Origin of the sequence: Klebsiella michiganensis, assembly GCF_015139575.1 — a bacterium.
In the GTDB taxonomy this organism is placed as follows: Bacteria; Pseudomonadota; Gammaproteobacteria; order Enterobacterales; family Enterobacteriaceae; genus Klebsiella; species Klebsiella michiganensis.
Window position 1 is genome coordinate 1172907 of sequence record NZ_AP022547.1, and the last position, 21532, is coordinate 1194438.

Sequence of the window (21532 nt, forward strand, 5' to 3'; positions counted from 1 at the left end):
CAGCATGCGTCAATTTATCGCATCTATGGTACTTCTGGGCTTACTGTCGGCGGCCACGCCGGCGTACGCCAGCGGGGAACTGATCGGCGGCGACTTAACCTTCAAAGGCACCGTGGCGGCCCATGGCTGCAGTATCGTTCCTTCATCCAAAAATATCGCCGTGGATTTTGGCCAGATTTCAACCCGTACGCTCTATGCGGAGAGCAAATCACAGCCCAAAGCGTTTGTGATTGAGCTTAAGGATTGCAGTACCGATGTTTTTAATTCCGTTACCGTAACCTTTAGCGGGACGGAAAATGCCAATATGAGCGACCGTCTGGCGATTACGCCGGTAGCGCCAAATTCCGCCAGCGGTATTGGCATTGGTTTTGAAGAGAGTAACGGCACGGCGATTTCACTCAATACGCCAACAACCGCGGTCGCCATTTCCGATGCCACCATGCAGTTAAATTTTAAAGCTTTTGTTGAAGGGGAGCCGGACGCCTTGAGTAACAAAACCTTACAGACCGGTGCCTTCCAGGCAACAGCGTATTACACCCTTAATTACCAGTAGAATAGATCAAGGATGATGATAAATGAGCCGCCGTTTCTTTCTCTACGATAAAAATATCTTTTTCTCAGAAGGCGTACGTTCTTTGGTTGACGATCTTGCCGCGCATGACGGCGACTGCGCTTTCTCAAGGCTCGACCAGTTCTCTCAGCTGATTAATACGCTGCGTCTGCCGAAGCAGAAAGAGGAGCTGCGCTGGGTGCTCTGCGATGTCGACAGTTTGCCGGACGAACGCTTTAATGCGCTATACACCATTAAAGAGTACTACTGCCGGGAAAATCAGCAACTGGTGATTTTATTAGGAGAAAATAATATTTCTCTGTTTTTTGCGCTGCATTCGCTGCTCCCGGAGGCGAGCTGGTTATTAAAAAATGAATCGCTGGAGAATTTTTTCAAATTCATTGAAGGCGCTGATTCGATGGTGGCAAAGAAAATATTTTACAGCCGCTCGCTAATTAATTATACCCGACAGAAGTGGTTAGCCCGGGATTTTAATAACAGTATCTCCAGCGATGACTGGTGGTTAATGGAAGAAATATTCAAAGGGAAGTCATTGTCGCAAATTTCCTCTGAGCAAAAAATTGATGTTCGTCGACTGAGCCGCTGCAAACGGGGCCTGATGAAAAAGTTAAATGCTAAAAATAACGTAGAGCTGTTTAATATTTTCAAATGTATCGTAGCCACCCCCTGCGTATAACAGCGTACAAAGTCTAACATCGACAGAATTACTGGCAGATAGCTAAGCCAGTAGGTAAGTGTAAGAAAAATACATTTCAATATAAATAGTTAAGGATCTAACAAATGCAAAAATTAAGTATGATTGAAGCGTCAACTATTATTGGCGGCTGCTGCAAGGAAACTTGCACAAGCTCTTACGAGACAGTAGTCGTTGGCGGTGTTTCTACCTGTAAACAAGTGACCACCTGTACGGATAAGCACGGTTCAACCGTTAGCATGAAAGATGCGCCGGACAGCATGTGCGTCGTGCCAAATAGCGCCCGTTATTAATCACTGATGTGATACATGGAGGGGGAACCCTCCATGTATTTCTCCGCTATTTTCGCGAGCCTGGTATCAAATGAAGATAAAACCTATTACCGCCGTTGGCTATACGTTTCTGGTGGCGTTAATTTCGTCGCTAATTACCGTGCTGTGCTATCACATATTTGTGTTTAATACATTTTCACTGGATAGCAGTCAGCCTTCCGCCCTGCGAGAAATTGACAGCGCAACCGTTGCCAGTAGCCCAATAAAACATGAGAAAAGCATTATTGAAGTGATGTCCTATGGCTGTCACTACTGCGCATCGAACGAGGAAGAGATCGAAAAATTCGCCGCCACGCTACCCGCGGATAGCACCTTTGAAGTTATCCATATTACTGGCGAGAATAACGGCCTGGCGGTCTTTGCGCCGGTTTTTGCGACCCTTGAAGTCATGGGTATTGAGCGCCAGACGCGCGACCAGGCATTTAACGCGGTAATGACCCGCGGGATTAATTTAGCCGATGAGGAAACGCTTAATGGCTGGCTGAAAAAGAATAGTATTGATGTCGATAAATACCATCAGCTACGCCAAAGTCAGGCCGTCGCCGAGCGTCTGGAATATATGGCGAAAATCACCGAGCTTTATGACATTAACGCGACGCCGCTGTTTATTGTGAATAAGAAATACGTAGTGGCGAAGGATCGTCAGTTTCCTGAATTTGCCGACTATTTACGCCAGCTGTTAACCCAGGATAAGGAGTAAGCGTGGCGCGCTTTCTCATCGTCTGGAGCGTCTTCAGCGTAAGAAAATGGTCCGCGCAGCTGAGCTGGCGCTACCGGCCTTTTACCGGCTACGGCCAAAAAGCGGTGCGTAGAGTCATGTGTTTTACCCCGATGCCGCTGCTGCTGCTGGCGGTTCGCGCGCTGTGTCGGCTGCGGCTGCTGGGCAGACAGTACCGTGGCCGCAGCGCCGTGGCGACGCAAAACTACCGCTGCCTGACGGGCGTCGAGGGCCGAATCAATGCCGGATGGATAGCCATGCGCCGCCAGCTGCTGGAGATAGGGGCGACCTGGGGACAGCACCCGGCCACCCTGGCCCAGATGCAGGCATGCACGCGAGAGCTTGACGCCGTTGTCGCTCCCCTGGCGGCGCAAAAGACGCCGGTCGTCCTTGCGCCGCTGCACTGCGTTTCCGATATCTTGGCGGCGATGGTCGGGGCCGGCGTGACGCCGGGCAAAGCCAGCGTAGTGGTCTCTTCCAGCGCGGAAAGCTACACCGTCGCCAGCCGTAAAATGGGCGGCGTCGCACTCTCTTATTGCTCAATCCACCAGGATAATACATCGCTGGCTAGCGAGCTTATGGCGTTAATGACCAATGTATCGGCAGGGCGGGAAAATATGATTATTTTCCCCGACATTCCAGCCGATTACACCGTGCAGACCCCGGAAGCGCAGTCCGGGAAAATAAGCTGCCGGCTATTTGGCCGCCCGGCGAAATTACATAGCGGAGTACAGCGGTTTTCTCGCATCGTATCGGCGAAGGTGGTTTTTTATCACCTCTATTATCAGCACGGGATAAAAATAAAGATCTATTCCCCGCTGTCGCCAAAAGAGGTCGCGGCAAAGCTACCAACGATGATTGAAAACACCCTGCGCGATTATCCGCAGGATTGGCTTTTGTGGCACAGCCATTCGCTCTATTTTATTAATCACTGATGCATCATCATGAAAAAGATTATTCCTGATATGGTTTTCCAGGAAGAGACCAATGAATGCGGCCTCTCCTGTATTGCGATGCTGGCGCAAACCCAGAATATTCCGTGCTCGCTGCCGGCTTTGCGGGAAATTTTCCCGGCATCCGATCATGGGACATCGTTGAGCGATTTATCCGTTATCCTGCAGCAGATCGGCATTGCCACCGCGCCGGTATTGTTCGATCACGCTGAGCTTCATGCGCTGCCGTTCCCGTCCATTTTGCACTACGGCGCCAGCCACTATGTTCTGCTGGCCTGGCGAAAAGGGGATTACGTCTGCGTCATGAATCCGGCGATTGGCCAGCAGTGGCTGCCTTTCTCGGCATTAAAAAAAGAGATTAGCGGCTATGCGCTGATCCTTGAAGAGTCGCCCGGCGCCATTGCCGGCCCGGACCCGGTTATTGCCGGCGCGCAGCAGGAGATGCCGCGGGCGATGAGCCTGAAGGAGACCGCGGCGGTACCGGGCATTTATAAGCTGATGCTCTTAACCTTCCTGGTGTCGCTCACCCTGTTTTTAATGCCGACGATGGTCAGCCGGGCGATCAACCAGGCCTTCTCTGACGTTCAGAATACGCAGTTTCCTTATTTATGGTTCATCCTCGCCTTTGTTGTATCCACGCTGCTGGCGCTGGGCGTCAGGGTGATTAGCGAGCGATTTATTCGCCGCTTTGTCCTGCTTAAGAGCGATATCGGTTTTTCCCGCCTGCTGAATAATCCGCTGCGTTTTTTTGAAAAACGCGCGCCGGGGGACGTTTTCAGCCGTTTTATCGCCTGGCAGGGCGGGATGCTGCAAAAAATCGAACTGGATAACGGGCTCCGCTCGGACTGGATCATCTGCGTTATCGCGATCGGCATTATGTTCTGGATCTCCCCGGTGCTGGCGCTGATTTCCGCCGTGGGTATTGTGGCGATGGGGCTGATCAGCGTCTGGGCCATTTTTCGCGACCGCTGGTATACGCAGCAGCTGCAGCTGAAAAGCGCGACGCTGAATGACTTTTTTATGGAAACGCTTCAGGGCGTGTTAACCATCAAGACCGCCGGGCTGGAAACGCAGCGTAAAGCGCAGTTTGCCCGTCTGTCTCATGACCTTTTCACCTGCCTCCAGCGGCAGAAAGTCTATCAGCAGGTCAAAGAGGGACTGTACCAGCTGACCGGCAGCCTTGAGATGGTGGTTTTCATGCTGGTGGTGCTGCCGCTGGTGCACGCAAAGCTTATCTCGCTGGGCGACTTTTTTGCCTACAGCTTTTTACGACAGATTTTTACCTCCTACGTCACGCGGATATTTTATGCCGTGATCCGTAAATCACAGCTGCACGTGATCGATACCCGCGCGCAGGGCCTGTTCACCCGCCATGAGCCTGCTGCGCCCCAGTTTGCTCCGCTCAGCGGTGAAGCGGTTCCGCGGCTGACGTTCGAACAGGTGAGCTTTCATTACAACCCGCAGCGTCCGGTACTCAATGCCGTTGATCTCATCCTGGAGCCCGGCGATCGGCTGGCGATCGTGGGCGACTCCGGCGCCGGAAAAAGCACCCTGCTGCGGCTGATGGCAGGGCTTTTTTCCGCGCAGCATGGGCGAATTTTGCTGGACAACGACGAGGTGAGCGCGCAGCAGCTGGCGTCGCAGGTATGGCTACAGAGTCAGGAAGACATCCTGTTCAACGCCTCAGTGCTGCAAAACATCACCCTGTTTGACCCGTGGTACAGCGACAGCGATCGCGGGCGAGTGGAGGCGCTGGTCGAAAAAATGGCGCTGGGGCCGGTGGTTCAGGCGCTGCCGGGAGGAATGGAGGCGCTGATCCGCGAGAGCCACTCGGCGCTCTCTTTGGGCCAGCGTCAGCGGCTGATGCTGGCGCGGGCGCTCTACAGCACCCGGCCCATACTGCTGTTCGACGAACCGACCGCCAATCTTGATGATGAAACCGCGGAAACGGCGATCCTCGCGCTGTGCCAGCACTGCCGCGAACAGGGCAAGACGCTGATCGTCGTGACCCACAGCGAGCAGATCCTGCATCATTTCACGCGGGTTTATCGCCTGAAGGAAGGCAAGCTGCGCGATATCACACAGGGAGAGGTGGAGCAATGAGAAGAGCATTTTTACGCCGCCGTAAAACGTGGCTGTTTGCGCTGGTCGCTATGCTGGCCATTGTTGCCGCCGTCTACTATCAGCGCTCATTTACGGCACAGGCCGAGTCGATTGATACCGTTACGCTCGATCGCGGGGATATCGAAAAGGTCGTGCTGGCGAGCGGGATTATCAAACCTGCCGTCCAGGTGAGCGTCGGCGCGCAGGTCAGCGGCCAGCTGCGTAAGCTGTACGTGCGCCAGGGTGAGCGGGTGCGCAAAGGGCAGCTGTTAGCCGAAATCGACCCGACGCTGCAGCTTTCCGACTTACGCAACGCTACCGCGCAGCTGGCCAGCGCCAGAGCGCAAAAGCAGGCCTCTGAGGCCACGCTGGTGCAGTACCGTAAAGCGCTGGCGCGCGAGCAGGCCATGAGCCGCGACGGCTCCGGCGTGAGCAGCGACCTCGAACAGGCGCAGGCGCAGTATGCCGCGCAGGTTCAGCAGATAGCGGTGAATGAGGCGCAGATTGTGCAGGCGGAAATGAGCGTGCAGACCGCCAACGCCAACCTCGGCTATACCCGCATTCTCGCGCCTATGGATGGCGAAGTGCTGGGCATCGTGACCCGTGAAGGGCAAACCATCGTCTCCTCGCAAATTGCGCCTACGATTCTGGTGCTCGCCGATCTCGATAAAGTCCAGGTCCAAACCCGTATTTCCGAAGCCGATATCCAGAAAATCCATCCGGGACAGCCGCTATGGTTTTACGTTATTGCCGACCCGCAAACCCGTTATGAAGGGGAGCTTGGCTATGTCCAGCCCGCGCCGCAGGAGGCGCTGGAGGAACAAAACGCCGGCGCGTCTGCCGGTAACCAGCAGAGCAGCGCCATTTACTATAACGGCACCTTCGAGGTGGATAATCGCCAGCGATTGCTGAAAACCTCGATGACCGCCCAGGTGTTTATCCGCATCGCGCAGGTGAAAGATGCGCTGCGCGTGCCGGTTGCCGCGCTGGGGCGTTCGCTCGGGGATGAGCGCTACCTGGTCGTGGTGCAAAAGGAGAACGGCAGCGAGGAGCGCACCATCCGCATCGGGATTAACGACCGCCAGTATGCGCAGGTTCTTGAAGGATTACAGCCCGGTGAGCGGGTGGTGATCCCGCAGGATGCGGGGTCCGTCTGATGGCTGAGCCGTTAATTTTGCTAAACAACGTCACGCGTCATTTTGTTGCCGGGACGCAACTGATTCCGGTACTGAAATCCATCTCTCTGACCATTATGCCCGGCGAGATGGTGGCGATTATGGGCGCTTCCGGCTCGGGTAAATCGACGCTGATGAATATTATCGGTTGTCTGGATAAACCCAGCAGCGGTGAAGTGTATATCAACGGCATCGCCACCCATCAGGCCGACAGCGCGGCGCTGGCGGAGCTGCGCAGCCGCTGGCTGGGATTTATTTTTCAGCGCTATCACCTGATGCCTTATTTGACGGCGGAAGAGAATATTGCCATCCCTGCGCTCTATACCGCGATGCCCGCCGCTGAGCGCCAGGCGCGCATTGCGCTGCTGGCGGAAAAGCTGGGCATTGACGCGCGCCTGGCGCATAAACCCGCGCAGCTTTCCGGCGGCCAGCAGCAGCGGGTCAGCGTCTGTCGGGCGCTGATCAACGGCGCGCAGATTATTCTCGCCGATGAACCCACCGGGGCGCTGGATAGCGTCAGCGGCCGGGCGCTGATGGATGTTCTGCACCAGCTGAACGCTGACGGGCATACGGTGATTATCGTGACCCACGATCGCGAGGTAGCGCAGCAGGCCCAGAGGATCGTCGAGATCAGCGATGGGCAGGTGGTCGCCGACAGTACCCACGGCGCGCGTGATAATCGCGGCATTCCGCGGCTGCCCGCGGTACAAGATAACGGTCGGGCCTCGCTGTCGCGCAGCATCGGAGAGTCGGTACGGATGGCATGGCGGTCGCTGCTGGGGCATCGTATGCGCGCCTTTTTGTCGATGCTGGGGATTATCATCGGCATTTCGTCCGTGGTTTCCTCCATGGCGGTGGGAGAAGGCGCCCGGCAGAGCATCATGAATGAGATTGGCAAGCTGGGTAATACCACGCTCGAAATCCGCCCCGGCACCGGCTGGGGCAGCAAGCGTCCGGATATGGAGCGGGCGCTGTCGCTGGATGATATCGCCAGCCTCGGCAAACAGTCGTGGGTGCTTGGGGTGTCGCCGATCGTCTCCAGCATGACGACCGCGGTGCGTCAGGGGTTTGATTCCTCGATTATTCTTTCCGGGGTTTCCGCCGACTATTTCTCGCTGCAGGGCATTCGTTTTCTTCACGGCAACGGTTTTACCCACCGCGATGTCGACGATCGTGAACCGGTGCTGGTGCTGGATGAAACCAGCAAAGAGACGCTGTTTCCCGGTAATGAAGATCCGCTGGGTAAAATTGTGCAAATCGCCGGCGCGCCGTGGCGGGTGATCGGCATCGCCAGCAAGCCGGGACCGAAGGTGGTCAGCGGATTTATGTCGGCCTGGATCCCCTATACCTCTTTATTGCAGCGGATTTCCGGTGACAAACCGCTGGAGGCGCTCACGCTGCGCTTTCAGGAAACGCTGTCGCCGCAGGACGCGGCGCGACGGGCGGAAAGGCATCTTATCCGCGAGCACGGCAAAAAAGATTTCTTTGTCCAGACCGACGAACAGCTCGCCAACGCGCTGCAAAAAACCTCTGACTCCATGTCGCTGCTGATCACCGCGATTGCCGCCATCTCGCTGCTGGTTGGCGGCGTTGGCGTCATGAACATCATGCTGGTTTCCGTTACCGAACGCACCCATGAGATTGGCATCCGGCTTTCGGTCGGCGCTCGCCCCAGCGACATCATGCATCAATTCTTAATTGAGGCGGTGATGATCTGCGCGCTCGGCGGGCTGACGGGGGTATTGGGCTCCTGGGCCGCCGGTAACCTGTTTGCCCTGCTGACGCAGGAGTTTTCCATGGTCTTCACCTGGCTGCCGGTAGCGATGGCCTGCGGTTTTTCCGCCCTGATTGGCCTGACGTTTGGCTATTTTCCAGCGCGCCGCGCGGCGCGACTGAACCCGACGGAGGCGCTGGCCCGCGAATGAGACCGCTGACTTTATTACCGTTAATTGTATTGCTGACGGGCTGCGGGAATTTAACCCGCAGCGATTATCAGCGCCCGCTGCTGTCGGTGCCGGAGAACTGGCAGCGGACGGAGGGAGACAGCATGGCGGGCTCGCAGGAGAAAGCGCAGCGCTGGTGGGACCGTTTCGGCGACGAACGTTTGTCGCGGGTGGTGGGGCAGGTGCTGGAAAGCAATAACGATCTCGCCGCTGCCGCCTTAACCCTTAAGCAGGCGCGTATTTCCGCTGGGCTCACCCGGACCAATATCAGCCCCGACGCGAGCCTCAACGGCTCCGGCAGTAACTCAAAACCGCTCAACAGCGGCGGTTCGCAGGAGAGCTACAGCGCCTCACTGTCCCTGAGCTATGAGCTGGATCTGTGGGGCAAGCTGGCGCGGATCCGGGAGCAGAGCGAATGGGAGGCGATAGCCAGCGAGCAGGACTACCGGGCGACGATCCTGTCGACGATTGATACCACCGCGCAGCTGTACTGGAACATCGCTCTGCTGAACCAGCAAATGACGTATCAGGCGGCGAGTCTGGATATCGCCAGGCAGACGCTGGCGCAGATTGAGTCCTGGCAGCGAGCGGGGAAAGTGGGCCTGCTCGATGTGCTGCAGGCGCGGCAGACGGTCATCAGCCGGCAGAATCAGCTGCTGAGCCTGAAGCAGCAGCGGGCGATTTCCCGTAACGCGCTGGCGCTGCTGCTCAACAGACCGCCGGCTCAGCACACCGATGAGTCCTCCGCGCTGGATGTGCGTCAGCATATCGCTATTGCCAACGCCACGCCGCTGGCCGCGCTCGCCAGCCGTCCGGACCTGCAGGCGGCGGAATCGCGCCTGCGGGCGGCGCTGGCGGGCTCAGATGCCGCGAGGCTGAGCTTCTATCCCACGCTCTCGCTGCAGGGAACGCTGAGCGCCGGAAGCCAGCTCTTTCACCAGTGGTTTAACGACCCGCTGCGCACCGTAGGCAGCAGCGTTTCCGCGCCCTTTATCCAGTGGAACACGGTACAGCTCACCGTGGAGCAGGCCAGCGTGAAGGTACAGCAGGAGGCGGTGAACTTTCGCCGCACCGCCTATACCGCGCTGTCGGAGGTGGACAACGCGATGGAGAAGCGGCTTAACGCCGACGAGCAGCGCGATCGTCTGCTGCAAACGCTGCAGCTGGGCGAGCAGCGTCTGGCGCTCACCGGGAGCCGCTATCGCTCAGGGGCGGTGGATTATCAGACTCTGCTGAACGCCCAGGACGCGCTGCTTGATGTGCAGAACAGCCTGGCGCAGAACCAGTACGACTATCTTTATGCCACTTTGCAGCTTTGGCTGGCGCAGGGAGGCATTAACCCGCAACAGAGGACTTCCCAGAATGAGTCACAGTAACTCCCCTTATCGCGTGGTGATAACCGGCTATGGCGCGGTGACTCCCCTCGGCGATAGCGCCGCCGAAAGCTGGCAGGCCATCATGGATTATCGACGCGGCTACCGCTATGTGGATCTCTCCGCGAACGGTATTCACACGCATTTTATCGGTCAGGTGGCGAATGAACCCAGCCTTAAGGGGGTTCCCGCCGCGATTCGTCGGCGTCTGCCGCGTCACGCGCGCCTGGCGCTGGCCGCCGCGCGGGAAGCGGTGTCGATGGCCTTTGCGGGCGAAGCTCCCACGGCGTTTTATGACCCGCTAATGTGCGGCGCCATCATCGGCTCCGGCTGGGCAGGGCTGGATGAAAGCTATCTGGCGGTACCCGAGTTTGAGAAAACCGGCGTCTCCTCGCCCTTTAGCTGCTTTTTTTCCATGCCCAACGTGAGCACCGCCGCCTGTAGCCAGCTGTGGAATTTGCGCGGCTATCAAAATACCCCGGTCGCGGCCTGCGCCACCGGCACTATCGCTGTCGGCGAGGCCTATGATGCGATTCGCTTTGGCCGCGCCAGCATGCTGCTCGCCGGCGCCGGGGAATCGCTAAACAGCGTTTGCGCGATCTGGAATATCGATGTGCTCGGCGCGCTGAGCCGGGAAACGGAGTCGCCGGAGCGGGCCAGCTGTCCGTTCAGCCTGCAGCGCAGCGGGTTCGTGCTTTCGGAAGGCGGGGCGGTGCTGTGCCTTGAGGAGCGCGAGAGCGCCCTCGCGCGCGGGGCGACGATCCTGGCGGAGGTCACCGGCTATGCTAATTTCTCCGACGCGGTGGATTTTACCTCCCCGGCGGAGGACTGCGTAGCCCGCGAGCAGACCATCCGTTGGGCGCTGCGCGGCGCAGATCTCCAGCCTGCCGACCTCGATTATATCAACGCCCACGGCACCTCCACGCCGCTCAACGATCTCAACGAAACGCAGTCGCTGAAAAAGGCGCTGGGCGACGAGGCGTACCGTATCCCGATTTCCAGCACCAAAGCCTACTCCGGGCATCTGATTGCCGCCGCAGGGAGCTTCGAGACCATTGTTTGCCTGCAGGCGATGGCGGCGGGGATCCTGCCTGCGACGGCCCATTTAACCCAGCCTGACCCGCAGTGCGATCTTGACTATATCGCTGAAGGGCACCGTCAGGGGGAGATACATCGGGCGCTGAATCTGAGCTTTGGTTTCGGCGGCGCGAACGCCGCGCTGGTGCTGGAGAAACACGCGTGACGCTGCTGCACTACACCCTTGCCGACGCGCAGCAGTGGGCGGCGTTTTCCGGTGACGAAAACCCGATTCACTTCGACCTCGCGGCAGCGCGCCAGATGGGCGCGGGACAGCTGAGCGTCCACGGAATGCGCGCGCTGCTCGACGTGAAGCGCGATGCCCACTCCCGGCTGTACCGCCCTGAGCGTTACGTAAAATGCCAGGTTCGCCTGCGCAGGCCAATATGGTGCGATACCGACTGGCTGTTAACGCCCGGGCTAGCCAAAAATCGCCTTTTGTCCGCCACATCGGTCAGCAATCCGCAGAATGGTGAACTCTGCCTCTCCTGCCAGATGAGCACGGCGGCCGAGCCGGAATCGCTGGTGGGTACACAGCCCTGCACGATTGCGCCAAAGACGCTACGCGAGCTGCAGTCCTGCTTCAACGCCGCCTGGCCCGACCTGGCGCAGTGGCAGTTTCTTGATGCCTTGCTGTTCCGCCAGCTGATTGGCGATCCCGCGCTGCTGCGCCAGGAGAGTATCGCCTCCCTGCTCGGGCCGGGGGAAACCTCGTTGCAGCAAATATTTACCCGCTATCCGGTGCTGCAAACCCACCAGGAGGTGGTGTTTGATGCTCGTCTCGCGGGCAAAGCGACGCCGATTTGGCCCGAATCTCTGGCGCTCTGGCTGCTGCCCTCGCTGGTGGTGGGCCAGGTCGAACAGGGGGCGCTGGTGCGCATCGCCGCGGCGGCGCAGCTGGATGACCTGATAATAACGAACGTGGTCACGCTAAAAGTTGGCCCTGTGCATAATTGATAATTAAGGATAATTTATGACTGCCTATGATGAAGTTCTGCAAAAAGTATGTGAAATGATTTGCGATGCGAAAGACCTGGAACCGGATGAGATTGATGAGAATACGCCGCTGGTTCGACTGAAATTAGATAGCCTGGACTACGTCGAGCTCATGGTGCTGGCAAAACGTGAATTCAATATCACCCTGGAGGCGGACTGGTTTATTCACAATCCGGGGATCACCCTGGGCGAACTGTGTCAGCACATCAGCAAAGAGTCAGGTAACTGATATGGCGCAACAATGGATATTGGTGACCGGCGGCAGCCGCGGTATCGGTCGGGCGCTGGTCACCGGCCTGGCGCAAAGCCGCAACGTGGTCTTTACCGGCCGCGATGAGGCTGCGATTAACGCCACCCAGGCGGCGAGCGAAAATTCCACCCACCGGGTGCAGGGATACGTCTGCGACGGCAACGACGCGTCGCGGGTTGAACAGCTTGCGCAGGCGCTACTGGCCGAGCGGGGGGCGCCGGAAGCGATTATTCACAATGCCGGGATAGCTCGCGATGGCCTGCATATTCATCAGGACGCCGCGCTCTGGCGCGAGGTGTTGGAAACCAATGTGATCTCGATGATGAACTGGAACCGGGTGCTGCTGCCGGCGATGCTCACGCAGCGGCGGGGCTCCATCGTGATGATGTCGTCGGTCAGCGCGTTAAAGGGCAACGTGGGGCAGACGGCGTACGCCGCGAGTAAAGCAGCGATGAGCGGTATTGCGCGCTCGCTGGCGCTTGAGGTCGGGCGTTTCGGCATTCGGGTCAACTGCCTGGCGCCGGGCCTGATCCGTACGGAGATGCTGGAGGAGATACCCGCGCAAAAATTAAAAGAGATGCGCCAGTCGATCCCGCTACGCCGATTGGGCGAAACGGATGATGTGCTGCAGGCGGTGGCATTTTTAATCGGTGAGGGGAGCCAGTATATGACCGGGCAAACCCTGGTTCTGGACGGCGGATTGAGCGCCTGAGTCTGTGATTAGGCCGGCTTAGCTTCTAAAGGGAATGCGTGAGTTGCGCAATGCGATTCATTAACGCCTGTATTTCGCCAGCGGTTGCACGATAGACCTGGATAATCTGTGGGGAATATTGGGCAATCAGGGATAACATAAACGGGGGAATTTCCTCTCCCGGGTTATTTTTTATTAACTGCGCCAGCGACTTCTCTTCCGCTTTCGGTCCATTTAGCGCATGGACCACCCGTCGGCTCACCGCGATAAGCACGGCTTCTGGCTTAAGGATTTCCTCGTGTAATTGAAGCGGCGCGGGGCCATTTTGTATGGCCATCCACTCAGAAATATCATCAATACCTTCAATAGGATAAAGCGTGTGCCGGGCGTTGTCTGACGCACCAACGCGTTTTGACGGCGGGCTATGATCCAGACAGGAAATATTATGCAGTAACCCGCCAATTTCTACTTTCAGCGCTTGCGTCGCGCTCATTTCTATTTTTGTCGCCAGATAACCGGCAATGTGCCCGACGGCGGCGGAGTGCCAGGGCGTCTGCTGACTGAATTGATCGATAATAAAAGAGACCAGCTCGGCAATATCGCGGAGGTTGTGTAAAGAGAGGGTGTCGTTATGGACGCCGGAGATCGCGTTAATGTAATCGCGATAATCGGTGGACGCCATGACGGACCAGAAATGGCCATCGGCGGAGAGCGTTCTGAAGGCCTGAATATACTCCTGTTTATAAAGAATATTAGCTCCGGCAGCAACGATGTCGACCAGCTTGTTGCTTAAAAAGGCGCTATGGTCGGTACGGTGCTCGCAATAAAGTACATCCAGCCGGTCAGCGAAGAAGAGCAGATGGCTCTCTTCGGGCACCCGCTCACCTTCAATATAATGCCCCAGACCGTTGCGCCAGCGGGTGTGATGATAGCGAACGATTCTGTTGAGCGGGCGAAACAGCGGAATTCGGTTAAGCAACTCGCTGCCGATTAGCGCGTGATTATTATGTTCATTATCGATGTAGTTGAGCGGCTCAAGGCGCGACTTTTCATTTAATCCGCCGACATCATGAATAAGCGCGGCGAGAATGGTTTTACGCCGCTGGGCCGCAGAAAAATTGACTAAATTTGCCAGATGCGATGCGATAAACGCCGTTCTGACATGGTGCAGATTTAGCCGTGGGTTAATCATATCAATGATATTAGCGATGCTGGCTAACGTCGGTAGTAAATGTATCGTCATGATATCTTTATAATTAAAATTAATGAGATAAATCTCAATCAATGATTGTTTTTTGACGCTGGCAACCATATTGTGGGAACGTTTGGTTACCGAATAAAATAGTATCATCATTAACGCGATTGATATAGATGATTCTATCATTAGTTTGGTTGCCAAAGAGGATTTTTTGCGCGATGTTATCAGGCGTATTATCACCGTTGTGGCGAGTGGTTTGCGAATCAGAAATATAAAAAAGATGACCCGCAGCGGTGCTTTTTTTTAAGGTGATGGAGAGGGTGCGCGAGACAATGTATTTATCTCCCGCGCTGGTGAGCAATCCCTCAAGGTTGATTATAAGACGATGGTTGGAAAACTCAGCGGACAGCAAGCCCTGGGAGCGGAGAACATTCTCATTTATTTCCTCTGTAAGATCGTATTGTGATTTACAGGAGAAAGCGTCATGGCTGTTGAAACAAATGTACAGGATGGAAGCTAATGCCAGCGTTAGCGTACAGGCCAGCGCGATAAAAGCGTATTTACGCATTTTTTATTTCCTTATAGTAGTAACTGTGGCACTGCTGGTACTTTATATCGCATTTGAGTATGAATATATCCATATAAATACCTAAGTCCTGTTCCTGATTTAATTGTCGGTTGAAAAGATAAATTTTCTTGGGTGTAGAACAATCGAGCCCCGAGGGGAACAGCTTTTTATTTCTGAGTATTTCCCCCACGCGTAGCGCTCCTGCGCCATAAAAAATACATTTATCCTGAGTAAAAATCGCTGTAGGGGACTGTTTTTGATGGGTAAAAAACTGTAAAAGTAGCATCAAAGCTATCACCATCGGGATAAATAAAATGGCGACTTTGCGGTGTTGCCACAGCAAACTACGCCTGGGAGGTTCAGGGGCCAGCGTCGGGAGAGTGAAAGAGGAGGAGTAATCATTGTCGCTGGTGATAATGACTTCCTCAGAAATTTTAAAGCCAATTCGCGGTACCGTAATAATCACATTTTTCTCAACGCCCAGATCCGCAAGGCTGCGACGCAGCGTTGAGATGTATTGATTCAGGTTGCTATTAGAAGGTCTGGCGCCATATTTTTCAAACACCGACTGAAAAATGTCAACGCGAGAAATAATATCCCCACGGTATTGTAACAGATTGGTCAGGAGGCGAGTGGAAGTAGCAGAGAGTTCAATACAATCACCGGTCAAAAGATTGACCAGCGATGCTTCCTCAGTATCAAATGTAATAAATCCCTCTATATCGAACCGCATTTTTATCTCCGCACGGAATTAAAAATTCACTCTTTATATCAGGGTTTTTATCATAAAAAAAAGTGAATTTCAGATAAATGTACTGTTTAAGTTGAAATTTAAAGCTAATGTTGCCGTTTTCGTAGGGGCAATCCATACTGCCGTGTACTTAATGACAGAAGGAGCTGACTCATGAAGATTTCATTTTCACCCTGTACCCCGCATTCACATCAAAATTCTGTGGCTGCAGTTGAAAGTTTACGAGTATTGATGAGTTCAATGGGCATCAATAAATTCTCCGGGGTAATTGTACCAGAGCAGGAGTATATTCTTTATGTATTGAAAGAACATGAACCTGAAGGGTTACTTACTCGTGAATTAGCGGACAGGTGCGAAATGTCAATTTATAAAGTCAGACATTTACTACTGCCGTTAGAGAAGTATGGTCAGGTGATTAGAATAAAAGTTAATAAGCATCATAAATGGTATTTTTATAATAAATAATATATGTCAAGGGCTATATTAACAAGAGGTAATGTTGTTTGCAATAAAGATAGAGATCTTGACTGTTTTTTTTATGTTTTTAGATTATTAACAAATAATATCTCGCAAATGATAGAGAATATTCTTAATAATGAGAACTCGCGACTCTTATGAAAAAGATGTTTTGCTATCGACCGGCCGATAAGCAATTATGAATAATGACAGATAATTCTTATAATAGATGTTTAATCGATAGCCAACGACCTGGGATGGCCGCTTTGTTGAGGAAATGATGCTTTTGTTTCTAAAGTGTTAAGTTGACGATATGACTATCTGATGCACTTGATGTTGGCGGGCGGTGAGATAAGGAGATGGATAAGAAAGAGATATAGAGAATAATCGACGGCAGTTTTTAACGCACGCCGGCTTAAGCGCCATGAGTCCCTCCTGTTTCTGTTGTGCTTCTGCAGAGATATCTTTTGGGCTATACGAATGCGTATCGGCAGTAAAAGATAAAATAATGTGATCCAGTTCAATAATATCCATCATGAGATAATATCTTTCTCAGGTCTATATTGCTGTTGGTGTCCCTGGCATCATTAAAGTTGATGCTCGCTGATGTCCAGTATGCTGGACAGATCTCATGACTAATGTGCGATAGGTTAATTAACTGCAACAGCGTGCCGGGCAATTAGGGTGTTATTTGATATGAATTAATAAAATGGCTGCGCCAGTCACGTTACTGTAGGGCTAAATATTATGGTTATCAAACACTCGAATTGAGGGAGCACAAATGGCTTACAGAATGATTTTAAACGAAACCTCTTATTTTGGCCCAGGTTCGATTCGCTGTATCGTTGATGAAGTTAAAAAACGCGGGTTCAAAAAAGCGCTGGTGGTCACGGATAAGGATCTGATTCGTTTTAACGTCGCAACAAAAGTTTTTGCTATTCTCGACGAAGCCGGGCTGCCTTACAGCATTTTTGATGAAGTGGTCCCGAATCCCACGATTGAGGTTGTGCAGCAGGGCGTAGAGACGTTTAAACAGTCGGGCGCCGACTACCTGATCGCTATCGGCGGCGGCTCACCGCAGGATACCTGTAAGGCGATAGGCATCATCATTAATAACCCGGAGTTCGCCGACGTCCGCAGTCTCGAAGGCGGGGCGGAGACGAAAAACGCCGCCGTGCCGATGATTGCGATCCCAACCACCGCCGGTACGGCAGCCGAAGTCACCATCAACTACGTGATTACCGACGTACAGAATCGCCGCAAATTTGTTTGCTACGACCCGCACGATATCCCGGTAGTGGCGATCATCGATGCCGAGATGATGAGCAGCATGCCGGCCAGCCTGAAGGCGGCGACCGGCGTCGACGCGCTAACCCATGCGATTGAAGGCTACATCACTAAAGGCGCATGGGAACTCACCGACATGCTGCATCTGAAGGCTATCGAGGTGATTGGCCGCTCGCTGCGTGCTTCCGTTCAGGGCGAGGCACAGGGCGCGGAAGGGATGGCGCTGGGGCAGTATATTGCCGGAATGGGCTTCTCAAACGTTGGTCTGGGGCTGGTCCACGGTATGGCCCACCCGCTGGGCGCGTTCTACGGTACGCCGCACGGCGTGGCTAACGCGGTGCTGCTGCCGCATATCATGGCCTACAACGCCGAATATACTGGCGAAAAATATCGCGACATTGCGGTGGCCCTCGGCAACAAGCAGGCGTCAACCCTGCCGATTGCCGAAGCGCGTCAGGCAGCCATTGAGGCGGTGGCGCAGCTGAATCGCGACGTCAATATCCCGGCGCGCCTGCGCGATGTCGGTATGAAAGAAGAGGATATTGATGCCCTTGCGGCGGCGGCTCTGGCGGACGTGTGCACCGGCGGCAACCCGCGTGACACCAATCTGGAAGAGATTAAAGCGCTGTATCGGCAGATCTTCTAATTTGGCAATCGCAGCGAAGCCGGTAGACATACCGGCTTCGCTGTTCAGAAAGGAACGTTTTCACAGGGCGGGGCGTTAGCCGCCGCCCGGCATAATCATTTCATCAGTTCACGGCGCCAGATAGACCTGCGGAACGGCCGCATCGGGATGTTCCCCCATGCTGACCTCCGCGCCGTACCAGCGGCTGATAATCGGCTGCTGGATCACCTCCTGCGGCGTGCCCTCGGCTACCAGCTTCCCCTGATACAGTAGCAGAATCCGGTCGGCCCACAGCGCCGCGAGGTTCAGGTCGTGCAGCACTATGCAGACGTGCAGCCGGCTGCTGCGGGTCAGGCGTTTGAGCAGGCGCAGCAGGTGCTGCTGGTAATAGAGATCCAGCGCCGAAGTGGGTTCATCGAGAAACAGCCAGCCCTCGGGGGCGCCATCGCGCCACAGCTGCGCCAGACAGCGGGCCAGCTGCACCCGCTGCTGTTCGCCGCCGGAGAGGGAAGGGTAGCGTCTCCCGGCCAGATGATCGCAGCCGGTCTCTTCCATCACCCGGCGGATCATCTCCGCATTTGCTACGCCGCCCCACGGCGAACGGCCCATGGCGATAACCGTCTCAACCGGCCAGTCGGCGTGAAGCTGGGTACGCTGCAGCATCACCGCCCGGCGGCGGGAAAGCGTTTCTGCCGACCAGCTCTCCAGCGGACGGCCCTCCACCACCCGTTCGCCACCGTCGGGCGTTAAATAACCGGTCAACAGGCGCAGCAGGGTTGATTTACCGGCGCCGTTGGGGCCAATCAATGCCGTCATTCCACCGCCGCAGAGCTGGAGCGAAACATCATGAATAATCTGCCGGTTACCCAGACGCAGCGACAGCGAACGCGCGCTATAGCGGTTATCCATGGGTCCCTTTCTCCCGACGAAAAATCAGCCACAGAAACCACGGCGCGCCGAGTACGCTGGTCAACAGCCCGACCGGCATCTCGGCGGGGGCGGCAACGGTACGCGCCAGCGTGTCGGCCAGCAGCAGTAACATCGCGCCACACAGCAGCGAACCGGGGACCAGGCCGCGATGGTCCGGCCCCAGCCACATCCGCATCAAATGCGGCACGACCAGACCGATAAAGCCGATAATGCCGCTGATAGCCACCGCCGACGCCACCAGCAATGCGCTGCACAGCAGCAGTAGCCGCTGCAGGGCGCGAACGTTGACGCCGAGGTAGTGCGCTTCTTCATCGCCCAGCTGCAGCAGGTTAAGCCGTGAAGCCATCGCCCACACCACGAGGGAAGCCGGGATCATCAGCGTGGCCGCCACCAGCAGCGTCGACCATTCCGCCTGCCCGAGGCTGCCCATCCCCCAAAGCGAAAGCTGGCGCAGCTGGGTATCGTTGCTGATCCACGCCAGTACCCCGACCAGCGCGCCGCACAGGGCGTTAATGGCGATGCCGACCAGCAGCAGGCGCGAAAGCGAGGCGTCTCCCGCCCGGCTGAGGATAAAAATCACCACCATCACCGCCATGCTGCCGATAAACGCCGCCAGCATCGGGGCGTACAGCGCCACGAGCAGCGGCACCGACAGAGGCAGCACCAGCCAGCAGGCGACCGCCAGCGCCGCGCCGCCGCTGATCCCTAACAGCCCCGGATCGGCGAGGGGGTTGCGAAACAGCCCCTGCATCACGCAGCCGGAGAGCGCCAGCGCGGCGCCGACCAGCAGCGCCAGCAGCACTCGCGGCAAACGAATGGTCAGCCAGATGTTTCTCAGGATCTCATCGCCGGAGGGCAGCAGGCTGGCCAACGGTAGACGCATGGCGCCCAGGGTCGTGGCGAGCAGCGTCAGGACAATCAGCAGCAGCGTCATTAACCACAGATGACGGGCAGGGTGGGAGCGCATCAGGGCAGCTGCTCCGCTTTTTGCCGCAGCGCGAGCACCGCCTGCGGGGTGCGCGGACCAAAGCCGAGCAGGGCCATATCATCTATCACCAGTACCTGCTTATGGCGTCCCGCAGGCGTCTGCGCCAGCCCCGGCAGTTTCCAGAGCCCGGCTTCGCCGCCCATGCCTTTCAGCCCATCGGCGGAGATCACCACCAGGTCCGGTTTACTGGCGATAACGCCCTCCTGCGACATGCTGCGATAATGGTCGAAGCTCTGCATGGCATTTTGCAGCCCGGCCGCCCTGATTGCGCCATCCGCCGCGGTTTGTTTCCCGGCCACCATGGTATTCATGCCGCCGTGGCTGAGAATAAACAGCACCCGCTTGTTCACGGGCTGCGACGGAATTTGCGCGATCTGCTGATGAACCTTCTGGCGCAGGGCGTTACCTTCGCTCTGCTTACCAAGGGCGTCGGCAATCACGCCAATTTTTGCCTCGATTGCCGGCAGGTCGTAGCCGCCCGGGACGTTGATCACCTTAACCTTATTCTCTTCAACCTTTTTCAGCACCAGCGAGGGCTGCGCCTGGGCGCTGGCCAGCACCAGCGTCGGCCGCAGGGAGAGGATCCCCTCGGCGTTCAGCTGGCGGATATAGCCCACATCCGGCAGGCTCTGCGCGGCGGCAGGCCAGGTGCTGGTGCTGTCTTTTGCCACCAGCTGCCGCTGGGCGTCGAGGGCGTAAACCACCTCCGTGACGTCGCCGCCGAGTGACACAATCCGCTCCGCGGCGGCGCTGGCCAACAGCGGAAACGCCGCAAGTAATATCAGCCAGCGCTTCATGCGAGTAGCCCTTCGGTGGTCAAACGATCGACCTGCGCACGCCACTGCGCCTGCTCCGGGTGGCCTTCGCTGCGTTGACCGAACAGCTGTGCGATCTGCGTGCCGTCTTTGGCGAACAGCTCGACGCTGGTGACGTGGCCGTCAGAGGTCGGTTTGCGGGTCACCCAGATCTCATCCACGCTCTCCTCGCGCAGATGCAGGGTAAACGCGGTGTTGAAGATATTCAGCCAGCCGCGCATCGGGGCGACCTTCTCCAGCGCGCCGGTGAAGATCTGCACGCAGCCGCGGTTGCCGACAAAAATCATGATCTCGTTGCTATCCTGGCGGATGGTTTCCAGCAGGCCCGGCAGCGTCTGGGTGTCAATCCGGCAGGCGAGGTCGTCGCTGACCAGGCGGAAAGCCTGCTGGCGCGACAGGCTATATTTTCTCAGCAGGCCGAAGAACTGGTGAACGTCGGTCATGGCCCGCCATTCATTATCCAGCGCCGCCGCGTCGGCGGAGTCGGCATATTTCAGCGGTTCGGCCGGGCGAATCGCCAGCGGGGCAGGCGATTGCTGCGTATGCCCGGCAATCAGCGCATCCCAGGCCGCCATGTCGGTATTGCCGGTGGTGTAAACCTTGAGCAGCGCGTCGCCGTGCGGATCGAAGAACTGGATGCTCTGGCGACCGTTGTCGTTCAGGCGAAAAGCGCTGGCCCACTGGCTGAGAAACAGGCGCAGATCGAGGGCGCGCGGATTGAGCACCAGCCCGGCGTGGCCGCTCAGATGCTGATGGGTAAATTTGCCGACCTGCTCATGCACCGCGTATTCGTTGCGGCAGATGCATTTGGTTTCCCCCACGGTTTCCAGCGCCGTCAGAATGGCGCGGGCGTCGTCCTGCAGACGTACGGCATCGTAGCCCAGGCGGGCTTCGGTCAGCTCGGCTTCGCTAATCCCCATTTCGGCGGCGATATCGCGGGCGTATTTCGCGGAAGATTGCGCTTTCGTGGACAGATAGCGCTGCCACAGCGGGGTATGTTGCGGTTGGGTGTTTTGCATAATTCACATCCTTCTCTAC

At 56.3% G+C, this 21532-nt stretch carries 23 protein-coding genes; 15 read left to right on the plus strand and 8 right to left on the minus strand.

The genetic code is table 11. The features are described 5' to 3' along the window. Positions 1 to 4 precede the first annotated feature (4 nt). The 13 genes from JLG71_RS05645 (at position 5) to JLG71_RS05705 (ending at position 12897) form a co-directional block, all read left to right on the plus strand. The gene (locus JLG71_RS05645; protein ID WP_014226575.1) at positions 5 to 553 is read left to right on the plus strand and encodes a fimbrial protein; all 549 of its coding nucleotides are present in this window, start codon (positions 5 to 7) and stop codon (positions 551 to 553) included. A 22-nt stretch (positions 554 to 575) separates the two neighbouring features. Further along, positions 576 to 1247, plus strand: coding sequence for a transcriptional regulator (locus JLG71_RS05650; RefSeq protein WP_014226574.1), 672 nt, complete (start codon positions 576 to 578; stop codon positions 1245 to 1247). Positions 1248 to 1351: 104 nt separating this feature from the next. After that, positions 1352 to 1558 (plus strand): DUF4762 family protein, encoded by a 207-nt coding sequence (locus JLG71_RS05655; RefSeq protein ID WP_014226573.1) that lies wholly within the window; start codon positions 1352 to 1354, stop codon positions 1556 to 1558. Positions 1559 to 1628: 70 nt separating this feature from the next. Next, positions 1629 to 2297 carry a DsbA family protein gene (locus tag JLG71_RS05660; RefSeq protein ID WP_049083778.1) on the plus strand — a complete coding sequence of 223 codons (669 nt, stop codon included), beginning with the start codon at positions 1629 to 1631 and terminating at the stop codon, positions 2295 to 2297. Between the two features lie 2 nt (positions 2298 to 2299). After that, positions 2300 to 3250 carry a lysophospholipid acyltransferase family protein gene (locus JLG71_RS05665; RefSeq protein ID WP_116281027.1) on the plus strand — a complete coding sequence of 317 codons (951 nt, stop codon included), beginning with the start codon at positions 2300 to 2302 and terminating at the stop codon, positions 3248 to 3250. A gap of 9 nt (positions 3251 to 3259) precedes the next feature. Then, positions 3260 to 5371, plus strand: coding sequence for a peptidase domain-containing ABC transporter (locus JLG71_RS05670; RefSeq protein WP_049101254.1), 2112 nt, complete (start codon positions 3260 to 3262; stop codon positions 5369 to 5371). Then, positions 5368 to 6528, plus strand: coding sequence for an efflux RND transporter periplasmic adaptor subunit (locus tag JLG71_RS05675; RefSeq protein ID WP_048260245.1), 1161 nt, complete (start codon positions 5368 to 5370; stop codon positions 6526 to 6528). Before JLG71_RS05670 ends, JLG71_RS05675 begins: the two co-directional genes overlap by 4 nt. Then, complete coding sequence (locus JLG71_RS05680) at positions 6528 to 8471, plus strand: ABC transporter permease (protein ID WP_014226568.1); 1944 nt, start codon at positions 6528 to 6530, stop codon at positions 8469 to 8471. The genes JLG71_RS05675 and JLG71_RS05680 overlap by 1 nt, the downstream gene beginning before the upstream one ends. Further along, positions 8468 to 9865, plus strand: coding sequence for a TolC family protein (locus JLG71_RS05685; protein WP_064358561.1), 1398 nt, complete (start codon positions 8468 to 8470; stop codon positions 9863 to 9865). Before JLG71_RS05680 ends, JLG71_RS05685 begins: the two co-directional genes overlap by 4 nt. Continuing rightward, the gene (locus JLG71_RS05690; RefSeq protein WP_064377924.1) at positions 9852 to 11105 is read left to right on the plus strand and encodes a beta-ketoacyl-[acyl-carrier-protein] synthase family protein; all 1254 of its coding nucleotides are present in this window, start codon (positions 9852 to 9854) and stop codon (positions 11103 to 11105) included. Before JLG71_RS05685 ends, JLG71_RS05690 begins: the two co-directional genes overlap by 14 nt. Then, complete coding sequence (locus tag JLG71_RS05695) at positions 11102 to 11896, plus strand: hotdog family protein (protein WP_116281028.1); 795 nt, start codon at positions 11102 to 11104, stop codon at positions 11894 to 11896. The genes JLG71_RS05690 and JLG71_RS05695 overlap by 4 nt, the downstream gene beginning before the upstream one ends. Positions 11897 to 11912: 16 nt before the next feature. Next, the gene (locus JLG71_RS05700; protein WP_004853570.1) at positions 11913 to 12164 is read left to right on the plus strand and encodes an acyl carrier protein; all 252 of its coding nucleotides are present in this window, start codon (positions 11913 to 11915) and stop codon (positions 12162 to 12164) included. 1 nt (position 12165) lies between these two features. Continuing rightward, complete coding sequence (locus JLG71_RS05705) at positions 12166 to 12897, plus strand: SDR family NAD(P)-dependent oxidoreductase (RefSeq protein ID WP_116281029.1); 732 nt, start codon at positions 12166 to 12168, stop codon at positions 12895 to 12897. Between the two features lie 25 nt (positions 12898 to 12922). Here the strand turns inward: JLG71_RS05705 and JLG71_RS05710 are convergent, their stop codons facing one another. The 3 genes from JLG71_RS05710 to JLG71_RS05720 are packed head-to-tail and all read right to left on the minus strand — an operon-like array spanning position 12923 to position 15375. Continuing rightward, positions 12923 to 14188, minus strand: a complete 1266-nt coding sequence (locus tag JLG71_RS05710; RefSeq protein ID WP_102803726.1) for an HD domain-containing protein — start codon at positions 14186 to 14188, stop codon at positions 12923 to 12925. After that, a complete protein-coding gene (locus tag JLG71_RS05715) occupies positions 14154 to 14642 on the minus strand; it encodes a hypothetical protein (protein ID WP_048260236.1) in 489 nt (162 codons plus the stop codon). Before JLG71_RS05715 ends, JLG71_RS05710 begins: the two co-directional genes overlap by 35 nt. Next, positions 14635 to 15375: a winged helix-turn-helix domain-containing protein gene (locus JLG71_RS05720; RefSeq protein WP_048260234.1), complete on the minus strand. Its 741-nt coding sequence runs from the start codon at positions 15373 to 15375 to the stop codon at positions 14635 to 14637. The genes JLG71_RS05715 and JLG71_RS05720 overlap by 8 nt, the downstream gene beginning before the upstream one ends. 171 nt (positions 15376 to 15546) lie before the next feature. On the opposite strand from JLG71_RS05720, the gene JLG71_RS05725 reads away from it, so the two are divergent. Beyond that, on the plus strand, positions 15547 to 15858 hold the full coding sequence (locus JLG71_RS05725) for a FaeA/PapI family transcriptional regulator (RefSeq protein WP_025106451.1): 312 nt from the start codon (positions 15547 to 15549) through the stop codon (positions 15856 to 15858). Positions 15859 to 16149: 291 nt separating this feature from the next. Here JLG71_RS05725 and JLG71_RS05730 read toward each other — a convergent pair whose 3' ends face one another. Then, positions 16150 to 16386 carry a hypothetical protein gene (locus JLG71_RS05730; RefSeq protein WP_133163256.1) on the minus strand — a complete coding sequence of 79 codons (237 nt, stop codon included), beginning with the start codon at positions 16384 to 16386 and terminating at the stop codon, positions 16150 to 16152. Between the two features lie 244 nt (positions 16387 to 16630). Between JLG71_RS05730 and fucO the strand changes: the two genes are divergently transcribed. Further along, positions 16631 to 17782, plus strand: coding sequence for a lactaldehyde reductase (fucO, locus tag JLG71_RS05735; RefSeq protein ID WP_064377921.1), 1152 nt, complete (start codon positions 16631 to 16633; stop codon positions 17780 to 17782). A 108-nt stretch (positions 17783 to 17890) separates the two neighbouring features. Here fucO and JLG71_RS05740 read toward each other — a convergent pair whose 3' ends face one another. The 4 genes from JLG71_RS05740 to JLG71_RS05755 are packed head-to-tail and all read right to left on the minus strand — an operon-like array spanning position 17891 to position 21513. Continuing rightward, the gene (locus JLG71_RS05740; RefSeq protein WP_106510625.1) at positions 17891 to 18670 is read right to left on the minus strand and encodes a heme ABC transporter ATP-binding protein; all 780 of its coding nucleotides are present in this window, start codon (positions 18668 to 18670) and stop codon (positions 17891 to 17893) included. Further along, positions 18663 to 19658, minus strand: a complete 996-nt coding sequence (locus JLG71_RS05745; protein WP_014226552.1) for a FecCD family ABC transporter permease — start codon at positions 19656 to 19658, stop codon at positions 18663 to 18665. Before JLG71_RS05745 ends, JLG71_RS05740 begins: the two co-directional genes overlap by 8 nt. Beyond that, the gene (locus JLG71_RS05750) at positions 19658 to 20476 is read right to left on the minus strand and encodes a heme/hemin ABC transporter substrate-binding protein (RefSeq protein ID WP_025106455.1); all 819 of its coding nucleotides are present in this window, start codon (positions 20474 to 20476) and stop codon (positions 19658 to 19660) included. The genes JLG71_RS05745 and JLG71_RS05750 overlap by 1 nt, the downstream gene beginning before the upstream one ends. Further along, complete coding sequence (locus JLG71_RS05755; RefSeq protein ID WP_106510624.1) at positions 20473 to 21513, minus strand: hemin-degrading factor; 1041 nt, start codon at positions 21511 to 21513, stop codon at positions 20473 to 20475. The genes JLG71_RS05750 and JLG71_RS05755 overlap by 4 nt, the downstream gene beginning before the upstream one ends. Positions 21514 to 21532 lie beyond the last annotated feature (19 nt).

Coding starts and splice junctions, on each gene's coding strand:
- JLG71_RS05645 (WP_014226575.1), top strand. CDS start 5: ATGCGTCAATTTATCGCATCTATGGTACTTCTGGGCTTACTGTCGGCG.
- JLG71_RS05650 (WP_014226574.1), top strand. CDS start 576: ATGAGCCGCCGTTTCTTTCTCTACGATAAAAATATCTTTTTCTCAGAA.
- JLG71_RS05655 (WP_014226573.1), top strand. CDS start 1,352: ATGCAAAAATTAAGTATGATTGAAGCGTCAACTATTATTGGCGGCTGC.
- JLG71_RS05660 (WP_049083778.1), top strand. CDS start 1,629: ATGAAGATAAAACCTATTACCGCCGTTGGCTATACGTTTCTGGTGGCG.
- JLG71_RS05670 (WP_049101254.1), top strand. CDS start 3,260: ATGAAAAAGATTATTCCTGATATGGTTTTCCAGGAAGAGACCAATGAA.
- JLG71_RS05675 (WP_048260245.1), top strand. CDS start 5,368: ATGAGAAGAGCATTTTTACGCCGCCGTAAAACGTGGCTGTTTGCGCTG.
- JLG71_RS05680 (WP_014226568.1), top strand. CDS start 6,528: ATGGCTGAGCCGTTAATTTTGCTAAACAACGTCACGCGTCATTTTGTT.
- JLG71_RS05685 (WP_064358561.1), top strand. CDS start 8,468: ATGAGACCGCTGACTTTATTACCGTTAATTGTATTGCTGACGGGCTGC.
- JLG71_RS05690 (WP_064377924.1), top strand. CDS start 9,852: ATGAGTCACAGTAACTCCCCTTATCGCGTGGTGATAACCGGCTATGGC.
- JLG71_RS05700 (WP_004853570.1), top strand. CDS start 11,913: ATGACTGCCTATGATGAAGTTCTGCAAAAAGTATGTGAAATGATTTGC.
- JLG71_RS05705 (WP_116281029.1), top strand. CDS start 12,166: ATGGCGCAACAATGGATATTGGTGACCGGCGGCAGCCGCGGTATCGGT.
- JLG71_RS05710 (WP_102803726.1), bottom strand. CDS start 14,188: ATGGTTGCCAGCGTCAAAAAACAATCATTGATTGAGATTTATCTCATT.
- JLG71_RS05715 (WP_048260236.1), bottom strand. CDS start 14,642: ATGCGTAAATACGCTTTTATCGCGCTGGCCTGTACGCTAACGCTGGCA.
- JLG71_RS05720 (WP_048260234.1), bottom strand. CDS start 15,375: ATGCGGTTCGATATAGAGGGATTTATTACATTTGATACTGAGGAAGCA.
- JLG71_RS05725 (WP_025106451.1), top strand. CDS start 15,547: ATGAAGATTTCATTTTCACCCTGTACCCCGCATTCACATCAAAATTCT.
- JLG71_RS05730 (WP_133163256.1), bottom strand. CDS start 16,386: ATGATGGATATTATTGAACTGGATCACATTATTTTATCTTTTACTGCC.
- fucO (WP_064377921.1), top strand. CDS start 16,631: ATGGCTTACAGAATGATTTTAAACGAAACCTCTTATTTTGGCCCAGGT.
- JLG71_RS05740 (WP_106510625.1), bottom strand. CDS start 18,670: ATGGATAACCGCTATAGCGCGCGTTCGCTGTCGCTGCGTCTGGGTAAC.
- JLG71_RS05745 (WP_014226552.1), bottom strand. CDS start 19,658: ATGCGCTCCCACCCTGCCCGTCATCTGTGGTTAATGACGCTGCTGCTG.
- JLG71_RS05750 (WP_025106455.1), bottom strand. CDS start 20,476: ATGAAGCGCTGGCTGATATTACTTGCGGCGTTTCCGCTGTTGGCCAGC.
- JLG71_RS05755 (WP_106510624.1), bottom strand. CDS start 21,513: ATGCAAAACACCCAACCGCAACATACCCCGCTGTGGCAGCGCTATCTG.